The 15,952-nt window shown below is 28.1% G+C and carries 18 protein-coding genes and 1 other RNA gene; 8 read left to right on the top strand and 11 right to left on the bottom strand.

Annotation, left to right across the window (positions count from 1 at the left end):
- Window positions 1–22: 22 nt before the first annotated feature.
- The 6 genes from CBD51_004465 to CBD51_004440 form a co-directional block, all read right to left on the bottom strand.
- Window positions 23–964 carry a DUF561 domain-containing protein gene (locus CBD51_004465; protein RPG58717.1) on the bottom strand — a complete coding sequence of 314 codons (942 nt, stop codon included), beginning with the start codon at window positions 962–964 and terminating at the stop codon, window positions 23–25.
- A complete protein-coding gene (locus tag CBD51_004460) occupies window positions 961–2,559 on the bottom strand; it encodes a T9SS C-terminal target domain-containing protein (GenBank protein RPG58716.1) in 1,599 nt (532 codons plus the stop codon). Before CBD51_004460 ends, CBD51_004465 begins: the two co-directional genes overlap by 4 nt.
- 28 nt (window positions 2,560–2,587) lie before the next feature.
- On the bottom strand, window positions 2,588–3,274 hold the full coding sequence (locus tag CBD51_004455; GenBank protein RPG58715.1) for a hypothetical protein: 687 nt from the start codon (window positions 3,272–3,274) through the stop codon (window positions 2,588–2,590).
- Window positions 3,255–4,400 (bottom strand): glycosyltransferase, encoded by a 1,146-nt coding sequence (locus tag CBD51_004450; GenBank protein ID RPG58714.1) that lies wholly within the window; start codon window positions 4,398–4,400, stop codon window positions 3,255–3,257. The genes CBD51_004455 and CBD51_004450 overlap by 20 nt, the downstream gene beginning before the upstream one ends.
- 4 nt (window positions 4,401–4,404) lie before the next feature.
- Window positions 4,405–5,364: a glycosyltransferase gene (locus CBD51_004445; protein ID RPG58728.1), complete on the bottom strand. Its 960-nt coding sequence runs from the start codon at window positions 5,362–5,364 to the stop codon at window positions 4,405–4,407.
- A complete protein-coding gene (locus CBD51_004440; protein ID RPG58713.1) occupies window positions 5,364–5,612 on the bottom strand; it encodes a hypothetical protein in 249 nt (82 codons plus the stop codon). The genes CBD51_004445 and CBD51_004440 overlap by 1 nt, the downstream gene beginning before the upstream one ends.
- Before the next feature lie 280 nt (window positions 5,613–5,892).
- Here CBD51_004440 and ffs point away from each other — a divergent pair.
- Window positions 5,893–5,993, top strand: an RNA gene (gene ffs, locus CBD51_004435) — signal recognition particle sRNA small type.
- A 61-nt stretch (window positions 5,994–6,054) separates the two neighbouring features.
- On the opposite strand, the gene CBD51_004430 is transcribed toward ffs, so the two are convergent.
- Both CBD51_004430 and CBD51_004425 read right to left on the bottom strand, forming a co-directional pair.
- Window positions 6,055–6,447: a DUF3276 family protein gene (locus CBD51_004430; GenBank protein ID RPG58712.1), complete on the bottom strand. Its 393-nt coding sequence runs from the start codon at window positions 6,445–6,447 to the stop codon at window positions 6,055–6,057.
- 59 nt (window positions 6,448–6,506) lie between these two features.
- Window positions 6,507–8,273, bottom strand: a complete 1,767-nt coding sequence (locus tag CBD51_004425) for an ABC transporter ATP-binding protein (GenBank protein ID RPG58711.1) — start codon at window positions 8,271–8,273, stop codon at window positions 6,507–6,509.
- 91 nt (window positions 8,274–8,364) lie between these two features.
- Here CBD51_004425 and CBD51_004420 point away from each other — a divergent pair, with 91 nt between their 5' ends.
- From CBD51_004420 to CBD51_004400, 5 genes are all read left to right on the top strand, one after another.
- Window positions 8,365–9,453, top strand: a complete 1,089-nt coding sequence (locus CBD51_004420; GenBank protein ID RPG58727.1) for a Glu/Leu/Phe/Val dehydrogenase — start codon at window positions 8,365–8,367, stop codon at window positions 9,451–9,453.
- On the top strand, window positions 9,454–10,335 hold the full coding sequence (gene nusB / locus CBD51_004415) for a transcription antitermination factor NusB (protein RPG58710.1): 882 nt from the start codon (window positions 9,454–9,456) through the stop codon (window positions 10,333–10,335).
- Window positions 10,336–10,402: 67 nt separating this feature from the next.
- Window positions 10,403–10,900 (top strand): DUF1573 domain-containing protein, encoded by a 498-nt coding sequence (locus CBD51_004410; GenBank protein ID RPG58709.1) that lies wholly within the window; start codon window positions 10,403–10,405, stop codon window positions 10,898–10,900.
- Between the two features lie 16 nt (window positions 10,901–10,916).
- Window positions 10,917–11,231, top strand: coding sequence for a preprotein translocase subunit YajC (yajC, locus tag CBD51_004405; protein RPG58708.1), 315 nt, complete (start codon window positions 10,917–10,919; stop codon window positions 11,229–11,231).
- A gap of 7 nt (window positions 11,232–11,238) precedes the next feature.
- A complete protein-coding gene (locus CBD51_004400) occupies window positions 11,239–11,835 on the top strand; it encodes a dephospho-CoA kinase (GenBank protein RPG58707.1) in 597 nt (198 codons plus the stop codon).
- On the opposite strand, the gene CBD51_004395 is transcribed toward CBD51_004400, so the two are convergent.
- Window positions 11,827–12,330: a hypothetical protein gene (locus CBD51_004395; protein ID RPG58706.1), complete on the bottom strand. Its 504-nt coding sequence runs from the start codon at window positions 12,328–12,330 to the stop codon at window positions 11,827–11,829. The genes CBD51_004400 and CBD51_004395 overlap by 9 nt on opposite strands.
- Before the next feature lie 78 nt (window positions 12,331–12,408).
- Here CBD51_004395 and CBD51_004390 point away from each other — a divergent pair, with 78 nt between their 5' ends.
- Window positions 12,409–13,602, top strand: a complete 1,194-nt coding sequence (locus tag CBD51_004390; protein RPG58705.1) for a pyridoxal phosphate-dependent aminotransferase — start codon at window positions 12,409–12,411, stop codon at window positions 13,600–13,602.
- Between the two features lie 2 nt (window positions 13,603–13,604).
- Window positions 13,605–14,294, top strand: coding sequence for a PorT family protein (locus tag CBD51_004385; protein ID RPG58704.1), 690 nt, complete (start codon window positions 13,605–13,607; stop codon window positions 14,292–14,294).
- 2 nt (window positions 14,295–14,296) lie between these two features.
- Here CBD51_004385 and CBD51_004380 read toward each other — a convergent pair whose 3' ends face one another.
- Together CBD51_004380 and CBD51_004375 are read right to left on the bottom strand one after the other, a co-directional pair.
- Window positions 14,297–15,169 (bottom strand): hypothetical protein, encoded by an 873-nt coding sequence (locus tag CBD51_004380; protein RPG58703.1) that lies wholly within the window; start codon window positions 15,167–15,169, stop codon window positions 14,297–14,299.
- Window positions 15,170–15,215: 46 nt separating this feature from the next.
- Window positions 15,216–15,944, bottom strand: coding sequence for an RNA methyltransferase (locus tag CBD51_004375; GenBank protein RPG58702.1), 729 nt, complete (start codon window positions 15,942–15,944; stop codon window positions 15,216–15,218).
- Between the last annotated feature and the right edge of the window lie 8 nt (window positions 15,945–15,952).

The raw sequence follows: 15,952 nt of genomic DNA, 5'->3' as shown, positions 1-15,952 counted from the left end.
ATATAATATAAAATAAAACATTTTATAATTGACTAACCTTTGATTTAGCGAAATTAAATTCGTTAATTATTTCTTGCATAATTTCAGATGCTGGTTGTATTTTTTCTAATAAACAGGATACCTGACCAATTTCTAGTTCTCCATTTACCAAATCACCTAAAAACATACCTTTCCTAGCTCTTCCCTTTCCTAAAATATTATTTAAATCTGTAACTGACGCATTATTTAAATATGCATTTTTTAACTCAGAATAAAAAGCATTCTTAATCATTCTTACAGGTGTAATTTCTTTTAAAGTTAAAATAGTATCTCCTGCTTCTAATGACGAAATTTTATTTTTAAAATTAATGTGAGCTGAACTCTCTTTAGACATGACAAATCTGCTTCCAATTTGCACTCCATCTGCACCAAGAATCATAGCAGCTAACATCGAAAACCCGGATGATATTCCTCCGGCTGCAATTAGAGGTAAGTTAACATGTTTTTTAATTAATGGAATTAAACAAAAACTTGTCATTTCCTCTCTACCATTGTGACCACCTGCTTCAAAACCTTCACATACTAATGCATCAACACCTGCTTTAAATGCTTTTTTTGCAAATTTCAAATTAGACACAACATGAACAACAATGATATTATGTTTTTTTAATTTTTGAGTCCAAATTTCAGGGTTACCCGCAGAAGTAAATACAATAGGGACATTTTCTTGAATTATAATATCAATATGTTCAGAAGCATAAGGGAAAAGAAGGGGCAAATTCACAGCAAAATTATATTTAGTATTAAGGCGACACTTTTGAATATGTTCCCTTAAAACATCTGGACGCATAGAGCCAGAACCAATAATCCCAAGTCCCCCACTGTTACTAACAGCAGATGCTAACCGCCACCCACTACACCACACCATGCCAGCTTGAATAATNGGTTCTTGAACTGAAAATAATTGAGTAATCTTATTTTTCATCTTTTAATAATAGGGTAAAACTGAGAATTATTAAACTCTAAAAAGTAAACACCTTTAGATAAATGTGACAATTCATTAACAATAAGTTTATTTTGATCTTTTTCTAAATACTTTGAAAAAATAACACTACCTGTTGTGTTATAAACTTTTATGAGAGTGTTTTTCTCAAGACTATAATCGACAGAAAAATAATCATAATAAGGGTTAGGATAGATTTTTAAATCTTCTAAATNTGGATTAGTTTCTAAATCGTTTAGAAAACAAAGGTAAAAATTTGGAATACCATGACCTAAAGAATCGTTGGGGTTCGCAAATAAATGGGCAGAATTCTGAATCAACTCAAAAATATCCATGTTATTAATATCTGGGTTCTGCATTGATAAAGCTTGCCATAAACAAGCGGATAAACCTGAGACGATAGGTGCTGAAAAAGAGGTGCCATTTGCATATCTAATTGTTGAGTCTTGATCAGCAACAACAGAAGATACACCCTGTGCACATATATTAGGCTTAACACGTCCATCATATGTAGGTCCCCTAGAACTAAACGAAGCTATTTGACCTAATTCATTAACTGCACCAACAGCCAATACACTATCTCCATCTGCAGGCGCACCAATATAATACCATCCATTATTCCCACTATTTCCCGCACTATTAACAACTAATATTCCTCTAGAAGCTGCAAAATCCGCGGCTTGAGTTATGATGGTAGAATTTCCATCCATATCAAAATATGAATGACTATTTAATGTNTCATCATATAAAATAGTATAACCTAATGAAGAATTAATAATATCTACGCCAATTGAATCTGCATATTCAGCTGCAGCTGCCCAGTAATCTTCTTCAACCAAAGTTTCTGAGGCAGAATCTTCAGTTCTAAATAATAAATAATTTGCATCAGGAGCAGTTCCTATTAAACTATCGGACATATAGCCCCCCATTGTAGAAAGAACCATAGTTCCATGCACACTGCCATTAAAAACATCAGTATCATTATCTACAAAATCATATGTGTGAGTAATTTGATTATTTAGCCATAAATTATTAAAAATAGGCAAAGATTCAACGCCAATAAAACCAGCATCAAAAACTGCAATATTAATTCCACTACCTAAAAAACCTAAATTATGTAAATCAAGCCCTCCCAACATATCAATTTGATTAGAAGAAACACCATAAGACAAGTTGGAATTAACCCTTAATGAAGTATTTGACTTATGAAATTGATAGGGAANATTTTTTTTTTCTGGCACTAATTTTAATAATGGTTTTATTTGTTTAACAAAATCATATGACAATAATGAGTCTAAAATCATCTGAGACTTAATTTCAACACTTACAGCGTTTAACCATCTTGAGGTTCGACGAATTTTAATATCATGACTTGTTATAATTTCAATATAAGATTCACAGATGGCATAATCATAAAAATCTATAGGAATATTTTTTATAAAACGTTTATTTTGAGAAAACTGGGACAAACTAATTGATGAATCACAATCTTTATCTGTAAAATATATCCAACAAATATCCGACTGAGAAAACGAAAAAGATGTCAATGAAAAATATATTATGTAAATAGTTCGCATTATAGTTATAAATATAATCTAAAAAGATTTACAAAAAATATAATTTAATAATCTGAATTAAAATTTTTTTTTTTATTAAAAAACCTTGCTCATCATAGAACTCCCAAATTGAATCTTTCCGACCAACTTTAAACACACCTTTTGATTCCAACACCTCGCCTTTTTTATTATAAAAAAATTTAACAAAACCATGAGGNAAATTATTTTCATAATTACATATCATATTTAAAAAACCTGAACGATAAAATTTNCTNCCTAATCCATTTTTTTNACCATTAACAAAATAATAAGATTCTGCAATAGTCTCATTATTGTAAAAATATAAAGACTCGCCATTCAAAACACCCTGATCGTATTGTTCCTGTTGTATTTTTTTACCTGAAGCACTATAAGTAATCCATAAGTTATTTTTTTTATTAGCATAATAATAACCTTTTGACTTAATTGACCCTGAAGAATAATAAACAGTTGCCATACTAGTTAAACCTGTATCCAGATAATTTANTTTNATTGCTAAATTTCCAGCTAAATCATAGTATTTAAAAACTCCGAACTCTTTACCATTCCAAAATTGCCCATCATACTTGATCTGACCATTTGAATGATATCCTGTCCATACACCCTGTCTTTCACCATTTTCGTTAAACATATTTTGTGCACAAGAAAAATTGATGAAAGAAAAGAAAATAGAAATACTAATTATTAGATTGATCATATAATAAATTAAATTTATGTGCAAAATTTGACCATGTAAAATTAATCTGTTTTTTCTTTACAGATTTAACAAATTTTTCTTCTCTATTGTTTTTATAAAAATCAACTAAAGCATCTGCTATTGAATCTATATTAACATCAACTAAGTAACCATCTTGTTGATTTACAACATATTCTGACAAACCACCAACATTTGTTAAGATAATTGGCTTATTGAAATTATATGCAATCATAGACACTCCACTTTGTGTTGCTGAAATATAAGGCTGAACTACAATATCCGAAGCACAGAAATAATTTGCCACATCTTGATTTGGTATATAAGAATCATATAAATAAATATTTTTGAGTTTCAAATGATTAATTTTTTTTAAATATTTTTCTTTAGCATCATAAAATTCTCCAGCAATTATTAAGTTAAGATTTAATTCCTTTATCTTTTTAGAAGCCATTACATCTAATAATAGATCTAAACCCTTGTAACTTCTGACAAGTCCNAAAAANAAAATACACCTTCCTTTAATTGATGAGGAAGGCAACCCTATTTTTTCTCTNGCTTCTTGTTTATTCACAATATCTCCAAANACATTATANACAGGATGAGGAGATAAATAAATATTTTTATTTTCAACCTTACTAAAATTCAATAAATCTTTTTTAACAGATTCAGACATTACAAAAAAAGCATCACAGGAACCTAGAAAATAAGAAGTTAATATACTTTGAAAAGGGACTGATTCATGCGGATAAACATTGTCAATCCAAGCAATTATATATATAGAATTTCTTCTTAATATCTTACAAATCACACTTAAACAAAAAGCAAAATAAGGATGCCAATATCTAACAATAACATATTTTGGCTTTTCTTTAATAATATATCTAGCAGCTTTTAACCAAGAAAAAGGATTAAGAGTATTAATCAAATTTTCAACACCATCTATTTTAAAATTAACTCCATCCATAAATTGTTTCTTACCAGGAAAGAGAACAGTAGGATACTGCAAACTATAAGAAACTATCTTAACATCATCCTTATTAATCTTGAAAGCATTAAACAAAGCTTGATTGCTTTCAGAAATACCTCCTCTGAGAGGATATCCAGGACCTATTATAATTTTCTTCAACAATTTAAAATCCTATTTTTTTATTAATTCTCTCAACACTATCCAGTGGTTTNTTCTGAATAATTAATTCACCCAAAAATCCTGACAAAAATAATTGAGACCCGATAATCATAAATAACATAGACAAAAAGAACAAAGGTCGGTCAGTCATGTTAAATTGCAATAAAAATATTTTAGCAAAGGTAAGATAGACAGCAATTATAAAGCCTATCAAAAAACATAATATACCTAATAATCCAAAAAAATGCATTGGAGTTTTACCAAACTTATTTATAAAAGAAATAGAAATTAAATCCAATAAGCCATTTGAAAATCTATTCCATCCTCCATATTTTGTGACACCATAAGTTCTCTTTCTATGATGGACAACTCTTTCACCTATTTTTAAATATCCTTGATGTTTAGCTAACAAAGGAATATATCTATGCATTTCACCTGACAATCTAATGCTCTTAACAACATGAATTGAATAAGCTTTTAAACCGCAATTAAAATCATGTAGTTTTATACCAGACATAATTCGTGTAGCCCAATTGTATAATTTTGTTGGCATAGTTTTAGATAATGGGTCCAGTCTTTTCTTTTTCCAACCAGAAACCAAATCATACCCATCGTTTTCGATCATATTATAAAGGGCTAAAATTTCATTTGGATCGTCCTGTAAATCAGCATCCATTGTAATAACAACATTTCCCTTTGCATGTAAAAAACCAATATCCAATGCAGCAGATTTTCCAAGATTTCTTTTAAAATTAATAGCTCTAATATCAAAATTATCATATCGTTTGACCGAATTATGTAAATCTGTTAAAATAGTCCAAGTAGAATCCGTACTACCATCATCTATAACAATAATTTCGTAAATAAAGTTTGAAGAAGATAGAACAGATTGAATTTCACCTATAAGAATTTGTATAGATTTTTCTTCATTAAATGCAGGTATAATAATCGACAAATTCATAATTATCTGATTTTTTTCATTAGTAAAGATATGAGTGATGTAAATAGTGTGCAAGGCATTAACCAAAATATATATGAATTTAATTGAGCAGTGAAAGAAAAATTGTTCAAAGGGACTGAAAAATTTAATCCATCATCCAGATGTAATAATAAACTTGGCAACAAGCCATATATTCCAACAACATTTTCATCAAATGAGTTATATAAAAAATATATGAATACAGTATAAACTAATGATGAAGTAGCCATCATTAAAAAATTTATAGAAAAATAGTCTTTGAATGAAGACACCAATTTTTTAAGATTAATTGACGTAAAAATTGGAAACAATAAAAAAAATATTAGAAAACAAATTGTATTAATGCGAGTCTGAAATAATAATTTATAATTAAAAATATAAAAAAAAAAAGTTATTAAGCACAAACCAAAACCCATCACAATTCCTCTATTAAAAGCATAATTTCGATATTTTGGTAACATATTTTTAATTACAAATATAAAAGTAATTGTAAAATAATTTTAATTTTGTAGTGGGCAAGTCTTGTGCAACCAGCTCCCAACGAACCTCCCCAGAGTCGGAAGACAGCAAGGATAAATTGGTTGTAGCGGTGTGATACAAGTAGCTTGCCTTTTTTTGTGCAAAAAAAAGCGAGCTTTGCTCGCTTTTAATTTTATATTAAATAATCAGACTTATTTAAATATCTTCAAACTTAACGTCTGAAGAATCTTCAGATGATTCTGGAGTTACTTCAGACTCTGAAGTTGCTTCAGAATCCGAATTCTCGTTTAAATCCTCCTTAGGTGAGGGTGTATTTGATATTACATCTCTTCCCTTTTTATCAAAAATAAAGTCAGCAACTTCTTTAAAACTTGCCGCAAACTCATCAAAATCTTCTTTGTAAAGATAAATTTTGTGTTTTTTGTAATGAGCAGAACCATCATCATTACTGAACTTTTTACTTTCAGTTATAGTCATATAATAATCTTCAGCTCTAGTAGACCGTACATCAAAAAAATATGTCCTTCTACCTGCACGAACAGATTTTGAAAAAATCTCTTCTCTTTCGTAATTTTCTTTTCCTTCCATTATAAAATTTATTAGTTATTTATTTGACAAATCTATAAAAATATATTTATATAAATAATTTATGTCAATCGTATTTGATTAATAAATAACTTTTTAAACAAACCATCTTGCTGCATTAATTCCTTGGAAGTTCCCTCCTGAATTAAAAATCCTGATTTTAAAACATAAATCTTATCACAAATACTTAAAACAGACAATCTGTTAGATGATAGGACAATTGTTGTGCTAGATAAATACTTTGAAATAAAATTTAAAATCTTAAATTCTGTTTCTGAATCAATACTTGATAAGGCATCATCAAGGATTAATATATCTGGCTTAGTGATTAGTGCTCTTGCAATTGCTACCCTTTGTTTTTGACCACCTGACAATGTAATTCCACCCTCACCAACATAAGTATCTAAACCATCAGAAAACGACTGGATTTCAGCAAGTAAACAAAGTTGATCAATAATAAAAATTAAATCCTTATCAAGGATGTTTTTATTACCAAATAAGATGTTATTACGTATTGTATCAGAAAATAAAAAAACGTCTTGTGAAACATATGCAATTTTTTTTCTAAAAATTGACCAATTTATATCCTGAAAACATGTTTTATCAAAAAACAAATTTCCAGAAGACGGTACTATAACACCAGTTAATAATTTGAGTATGGTACTCTTTCCTGAGCCAATATTACCTGCAAAAGCAACTATATTAGACCTTTTTATTGACAAACTTATTTTATTAATTGCAACAAAGTTACTTTTGGGATATACATAACAGATGTCTTTTAGTTTGATGCATTCTTTAAAAATTATATTTTTTAACTGACCTTCATTCTTCCTACTGTAAATTGTAAAGTCATTTTTATTTAAAAACTCATTAATTCTCTCTTGAGAAGCAGAAGCACGCTGAATAACTTCAGTAACCCAACCAACCGATGTAACAGGCCATGTAAGCATATTCACATAGATAATAAATTCAGTAACTTCTCCTATAGTAATTAATCCTTCTAAAACTAAATTACCTCCGACATAAACAGTCAATAAAATACTAACTCCAACTAATAATAACACAAGAGGAAAAAAAACTGAATTTACACGCGCTAATGAAATATGTTCATTCATATATTGATTTGACAATTGATTAAAATGTTTGATAATATTTTTTTCTTTAACAAACGACTTAATTAATCTGATACCTGAAAATGATTCTTGAACTGAGTTAGTTAATGAGGATAATGTTTGTTGAACTTTTGAGCTTCTAAGATTAATTTTATTACTTACTCTATAAATTAAATATGATAAAAGAGGAAGTGGCAATAAAACTACAAAAGTCAAAAAGGGACTCACAAATAGCATTCTAGAAATTATTAGAATTATTAGAGTAATCAAATTAAAGCTATACATAACAGCAGGCCCTAAATACATTCTTACCCTACTCACATCTTCGGTAATTCTATTTAACAAGTCTCCAGAATCATTATTTTGATAGAAATCAAAAGATAGTTTTTGGTAATGTTGATAAATTTCATTTTTTAAATCATATTCTATATCCCTAGAAACAACAATAATATTTTGTCTCATATAAAACATAAAAACACCTCTTAGTAATGCAAATAAAATTAGTAAGGAAGAATATATTAAAAGTGACTGATACAAATCTGAATTAGAGTTGTTATTAATACTACTTAAAGAATTAACAATTAAATTAAAAGACTTTCCTATCAAATTTGCTGGCAAAAGTGCTAAAACGTTAGCTAAAACAACAAATACAAAACCAGTAAATATTTTATTCTTGTATTTAAAGAAAAACTTATTTAAATATTTTAAATGACCCATTATGAAATAAATATTTTTCAATTTATAAATAAAAAAGTTACTTTTGTCGTGCTTACAAAGAATAATAACTTTAATTTATAGTTCATTTACGATGATAAAAATATGTGATATTACTGAATTACCCGAAATAGATAAATCAGTAATAGACTATATGGAAAAGAAAAAACATGAAAAAGTTATTTTCTGTTCTGATACAACAACTAATTTAAAAGCTATTATTGCAATTCACAACACTAGTCTTGGTCCTGCATTAGGGGGGACAAGAATGTGGAATTATAATAATATTAGTGAGGCAACTAAAGACGTGCTTAGACTATCCAGAGGCATGACATACAAAGCCTCTATAACTGGACTTCAACTTGGAGGAGGTAAAGCCGTTATTATAGGAGATTCAAAAAATAAAACTGCAGAAATGATGAGATCATTTGGTAAATTTGTTGAATCACAAAATGGTCAATACATAACTGCCGAAGATGTTGGAATGACAACTCATGACATGGAAATGATTCATAAAGAAACTAACCATGTGGTAGGCAAACCAATAAAACTTGGTGGAAGTGGAGACCCATCTCCTGTTACAGCATATGGTGTACTTATGGGGATGAAAGGTAGTGCTTTTCATAAATGGGGCTCTGATAATCTAAGAGGAAAAAAAGTACTAGTTCAGGGTGTAGGAAACGTTGGTCGTAACTTAATAGAACTTCTCAATAATGAAGAAGCAGAAATATGGGTAAATGAAATTAACCCAGAAAAATTAGGTAAAATAGCTGATGATTATGATGTTAAAATTATATCCGAAAATATCTACGCTGCTGATGTTGATATTTATGCGCCCTGTGCACTTGGGGGCACATTAAATGAAAAGACAATACCTATGTTAAAATGTGCAATTGTTGCAGGTGGAGCGAATAATCAATTAGCAAAAGAAAATATTCATGATGATCTATTAATTAAACATAACATATTATATGCACCTGATTTTTTAATTAATGCAGGTGGCTTGATAAATGTTTATTCGGAATTAAAAGGATTTTCCAACCAGCAAGTAAAAGAAAAAACTGAAACAATATTTGATACAACAATAGAAATTTTAAAAAAATCAGAATCTGAAAACATTTCATCCCAAAAAGCAGCTCTTAAAATTGCCAAAAACAAAATTTCTAAAACCCATAAATCATAAATGCTTCCCAGAAGACATATTAGAATTAAAGTATTTCAGTCTCTTTATACATATTCACAAAAGTTTAAACATCAATCATTTGATTTAAAAAAGGAATTTTCAAAAAATTTAGAATCATATAGAACTCTTTACTACCTAATAATTTATTTATTATTTACAATTCGAGTTATTGCAAAAAAAGAAATTAATACTAATAAAAAAAAACTTCTACCTAAAGCGCATGATTTAAATCCAAATAAAAAATTTATAAATAATAGTATTTTAAAAAAAATCACATCTAAAGAAAAAAATACAAAAATTGATGATATAAAAGTCAATAATGTTTCAAAAAAACTATTTAAAAAGATTAAAAAAACAAAAATATACAATGAGTATATGCATCAAGATGAAAATAACTTGAAAATTGAAAAAACTTTAGTACTTAAAATACTTAAAACTCACATAATAAGCAATGAGGAAATTCATGATTTTATTGAAGAACATTCTATTTATTGGAATGATGACTTACTGATGGTTTATAACACATTACTAGAAAAAATTAACAATGATCATAATATCAACATATTAAAATTGTTTAGACAAAAAGAAGATAAAAACTTCGCATATGAACTGCTTGAAAAAACTATTAAAAATACAGATAAACTCAATCAAGATATTTACAAGTTAGCTGAAAATTGGGATATAGAAAGAATTGCATTAAGTGATTTAATTATTATGAGAATGGCAATTACTGAAATGAAATCTTTTGCTAATATTCCACATAAAGTTACATTAGATGAATATATTGACATCTCAAAGGAGTACAGTTCTCCAAAGAGTAAAGAATTTGTTAACGGGATATTAGATAAATACACAAAAGATATTTTAGAAAAAAAACTTTAATGAATCAATAGATTTATTTATTTTTGAAAACAAATAAAAAATAATACCAACTTAATTACATTTAAACATGAACAAACTATTTTCTATCTCATTATGCTTAATTTTTGCTTTAATTGGTTGCCAAAATGCCTCTGATAAAATTAACAGTGATAAATCTCAAGCAACATCTACACCACAACCTTCAAACACTAATAAAAATAATAATGCAGTTAATGCGCAAATTATAGATGAAGGAGGAAAAGCTCAATTTTCCTGGACAAATAAGGGTGGTCAAGTATGGGACTTTGGAACAATTACACAGGGTGATTCTCCCGAATTTACATTTACGTTTATCAATAATGGTACTGAACCTATGATTATTTCTAATGCAAAAGGAAGTTGTGGCTGTACTGTTCCAAGTTGGCCAAAAGAGCCAATACCTCCAAAAGGTACTGGTGAAATAAATGTTAAATTTAATTCTAAAAACAAAAAAGGAAATCAAAATAAAACTGTTACATTAACTGCAAACACAACACCACCTAACACAAAACTGAGGGTAACTGGAAATATTGAAGTAATAGAATAGTCAAAATTAAATGAATATGTATACACTGTCTCATTTTTTACAAGCATCCGCTCCTGGAGGAATTGCGAGCTTTCTCCCTATAATTCTAATTATATTTGTATTTTATTTTTTTATGATAAGACCACAAATAAATAAACAGAAAAATGAAGACAATTTTCGTTCTCAGTTAAAAAAAGGTGACAAAGTAGTTACAATTGGAGGCATTCACGGCAAAATTACTGCTTTGAAAGAAACAAAAATAATTTTAGAAATTGCTGACAATACCAAAATTACCATTGACAAACAATCAATATCTAGAGACAAGTCTTTGAATCCAGTAAAATCAACATAACAATTATATTATCTTGAAACAGCCATACAAAATTGGACTAACAGGCGGTATTGGGTCAGGTAAAACAACTATAAGTCAAATAATTAAAACATTACAAATTCCGGTCTTCAGCTCGGATGTTGTCGCAAAAGAATTATATAAGGATCAATATATAATCTCTGTTTTAAAAAAAAAGTTTGGAAGTGAAATATTTAATGGAGAGAGTGTCGAATTGAAGAAATTATCACAAATAGTTTTTAATAATGATCACCACCTTAATACATTAAACAGCATTATTCATCCTAAAGTATTAAAAAACTTTAATGATTGGTATACAAAACAAACATCGAAATATATAATAAAAGAATCGGCATTATTATTTGAAACAGACACAGCTAATAATTTAGATAAAATAATTTTGGTTCACAGCCCATTAAAATTAAGAATAAGTAGAATCCAAAAAAGGGATAAAAGAACCAAAGAAGAAATAGAAAAAATAATAAATAGTCAAGTTCTATTCAAAAACATAAAGCATAAAGCAGACTATATTATAAATAATAATGAAAAAAAATTATTAACCCCTCAAATTATCAAAATACATAATAAAATTATGGAACTATATTAGACTCTTAACTTCGAGATTTAATATTTTTTGAGCTTTTTGGATTAGTAAATTATTTTTTCTTTGATCCTTAAGCATTTGTTCAATAAAATGTGTCGTCTTGGCATCTGGTTTCAAATTATCCGAAATATTAGCAACACTATTGATTAATCTATCCTTAATTAGCTCAACAAGACTCCATAATTCATTAGAAACATATATTTGCTGAGAAACATTATAGTCATATTCTATTGAAATATTTTTAATTAAAATAACCTTTAATTGATCACTATTAACACTATGAAGCTCTAATCTATTAATAATATTTAGGGGTTTAATTCTTTCTAATAATAAAGTTATACGCTCAAAAGCTCTTAATCTAATTTCAATTTCAGCTGAAGATTCCTTTTTATCAGTAGTGTGATTTGAGTATTTTTGATATTTAATAAATAAAAAAATAGACAAGAACAAAGTAAATATAATGGCAATAAATAATATATTATTAATAAAAAAATCCATATCTAATATTTCTTAACTTAATATCATTATTTTTAAATTTAAATAAATAAATTAACATCCTAAATATTATAGCAAAATATGTTAATACTTTCAAAAAAAATTCAACAAATCGAAGAATCAGCAACACTAGCTATGGCTAGGAAAAGTAGAGAACTACAATCATCGGGTCAAAAAATTATTAATCTTAGTTTAGGCGAACCTGATTTTAATACCCCTGATTTTATAAAGAAGGCCGCTAAAAATGCTATTGATAAAAACTTTTCTAAATACACACCTGTACCTGGATATCAAGATTTACTTGAAGTGATTTCATATAAATTTAAACGCGATAATAATCTTAACTATAAACCCAACCAAATTGTCTGCTCTACTGGAGCAAAACAAAGTATAGCTCAACTTTTAATGGTATTATTAGATAAAAATGATGAAGTGATATTACCGGCTCCATACTGGGTAAGTTACCAACAAATGGTGAAATTAGCTGATGGTACACCTAAAATAATTAACACAAGTATTGATACTAATTTTAAAATTACCCCCCAACAATTAGAAAAGTCAATTACAAATAAAACAAAAGCGTTCTTATTTAGTTCACCATGTAATCCTAGTGGGTCTGTTTACTCTAAAAATGAGCTAAATGAAATTGCTTTAGTATTAAAAAAATATAAAAATATTATAATTATATCCGATGAGATATATGAACATATTAATTTTCAAACTCAACATGTTAGCATAGGATCCATAGAAGAAGTTAAGGATCAAGTAGTGACAATTAATGGCTTGTCGAAAGGTTTTGCGATGACAGGATGGCGATTTGGATATCTGGGAGCTCCAAAGGAGATTGCGAATGCTTGTATTAAAATGCAAGGACAAATTACGTCTGCAACATGCTCTATAACACAACGAGCTGCAATTGCAGCACTTTCAGAAGATCCAAGTTGCACAAACCAAATGAGGAGAGTATTTAAACAAAGAAGAGATTTAATTATTCAATCATTATCACAAATAAAAGGTTTAAAAGTTAATAAACCCGAAGGTGCATTCTATATATTCCCTGATGTCTCTTACTATTTAGGTAAAAAATTTCAAAACACAACATTAATTAACACAAATGATCTTGCGATGTATTTGTTAACCAAAGGAAATGTTGCAACTGTATCTGGTTCAGCATTTGGATTAGACAATTATATAAGAATTTCCTACGCTGCTTCTGAAGAAAAAATTATAAAAGCATGCCAATTAATTAAAAACTCGCTTGAAGAATTATACTAAGCATGAATACAAATATTAAAACTCTATTCTTTCTTACTGTTTTGTCAATTAATTTATTTGCGCAAAAAGAATTACCTAAAAACAACTCTAATTATGATAATCAAAAATATCACTTTGGATTTACACTTGGATTAAGTCACAACAAACTTCAAATTAATTACTCTAGTCAATTCATTGAGCAAAACATATATCAAAAAATTCTTTCAAAATATGAACCTGGTTTCAATGTTGGGATTATAATGGACATAAAAATTAAACAAAACTATAATCTTAGAATAACTCCATCATTCAATTTTACTGATCAAAAATTATATTATACTTCAAATAGCCAAGAAACAACACAACCTAGCAATTCTGGCATATCAAATTTTGAACTTCCAATTTATTTAAAATATAGATCCGACCGAATTAACAACGGTAGAGCATATATACTTCTGGGTTCAAATATTATTTTTGACATGGGAGGAATTGAAGAATTAGCTGAAAATCGAAATCTTGAATTTTCTAAAACCAACTATTCTATTGATTTAGGATTTGGAGTAGATATTTATTTTGAATTTTTTAAATTTTCTCCGGAGATAAAATACTCATATGGGTTAAAAAATGTGCTAATAGCTCAAAACAACAAATATGATAGTCCTATTGAGGGTTTAACTACTAGAGGATTACTTTTTTCTTTAACATTTGAGTAAATTTAAAAAGCAAAGCCAATCGAAAAATTTAAGAAAAATTGAACAACAGAATATGTTGGCATAAATAATGGTTGTCCAAAAAAGGCATTAGTTTCTTCTGACCCATAATTATTAAGTTCATCCTCATTAATATCTAAAACCCAATCACCATCGGATTCAACTTCATTACTATTGCCAATGATATTCAAAAAACCTGTATTAGGTTGATTAAATTTATTTAAATTAAAAAATGCTCCTACATCAAATTTCAACCTAATCCTTCTTGCTGTACGATGGTCAAAAATTTTCCACATTGCCTTATCAAAAAGAAAATTACCATCTAATATTAATGAATAATTACATGTCAAGCCGCCATAATTATCATTAGAATCTCCAATAAAATTATTACCAGATCCTGGAGTTTCATATGGAATAGTCTCAGTTTCTTCAGTGTCTAAAAAATGTCCTTTATAACCAAGCTCTAATGCTTGACGTACCATGACATATCTCCATCCTTTAAATAAGAATGAAATTTTTCCATCTGGATTAGGGAATGTAGGTAAATTCTTATTTTTCTTACCAGGGTTTAAGACAATACCGATTTTAGCAAACATATCTGAATCAAAATCCATTCCCGTCATAACATATACTGACTCTGTTTTCGGAGTTTTAAATGACAAGTTATATTTAAGTGCAAAAGCGGAGGGTGTCATACCATAATACATCTCAATAACTGAAGCATCTTTACCTCTTTTCTGATTATGACCAGGATCTAAATACATGCTGGACAAAGAGCAATTATCAACCTTAGAATTATTTTCATTTTCTGATGCTTCTAAACGGACAAAAGAAAACATGAATAAAAGAGTTAAAACAAATGGCACAAAGTTTTTCATTAGGGATAAAATTTTAATTATAGCTAATTTAATTAAAAAAAACATTTTATCTAAATTCAGATAAAATAATTCCAAAGGCAACAGAAACATTTAGAGAGTCTACATGGTTATTTTTCGATGGAATTGATACCTCTTGGTCAATTAACTTAAGAATATCATGACTAATACCATGAGTCTCATTGCCAAATACAATAGCACAATAATCGGGTTTATTTAGTTGAAAGACATTTGAACCTGAAAGAGTCGCGCCATAACAAATAATATTATTTTTTTTCATTTTTTTTAATAATGTCAATAGAGACACTCTATGTATTTTAACTCTAGCAAGTGAGCCCATAGTTGATTGAATGACTTTTGGGTTATAAACATCACTAGATTCTTTTGATATATAAATATTCTCTATACCAAACCAATCTGCTGTACGTATAATAGTACCCATATTACCAGGATCTGAAACACCATCAAGTATAATCGAAACAGCCTCATTATTTATTTTTTTTAAATCTAAGTCAGGTTTAGGTTTTTTAAAAATTGCTAAAGAATTTGATGGATTTTTGAGAAAACTTATTTTTCTTAAATCATTTTTTGTAATTATTTGAACATTATCACAAATTAAAAGAGAGTCATTTATTGCAAAAACTACTTGAATTTCATAACTAAATTTAATAAATTCATTAATTACATTAACTCCTTCTGCAACAAAACAATTATATTTTAATCTATATTTATTGTGTTTAAGTGAATTGATAAACTTTATTTGTGACTTTGAAATCATGAAAAACC

Source organism: Flavobacteriales bacterium TMED191, from assembly GCA_002171975.2.
In the GTDB taxonomy this organism is placed as follows: domain Bacteria; phylum Bacteroidota; class Bacteroidia; order Flavobacteriales; family TMED113.
The sequence above is the reverse complement of the archived record's forward strand: the minus strand, read 5'-3'. Positions and strand labels throughout refer to the sequence as shown.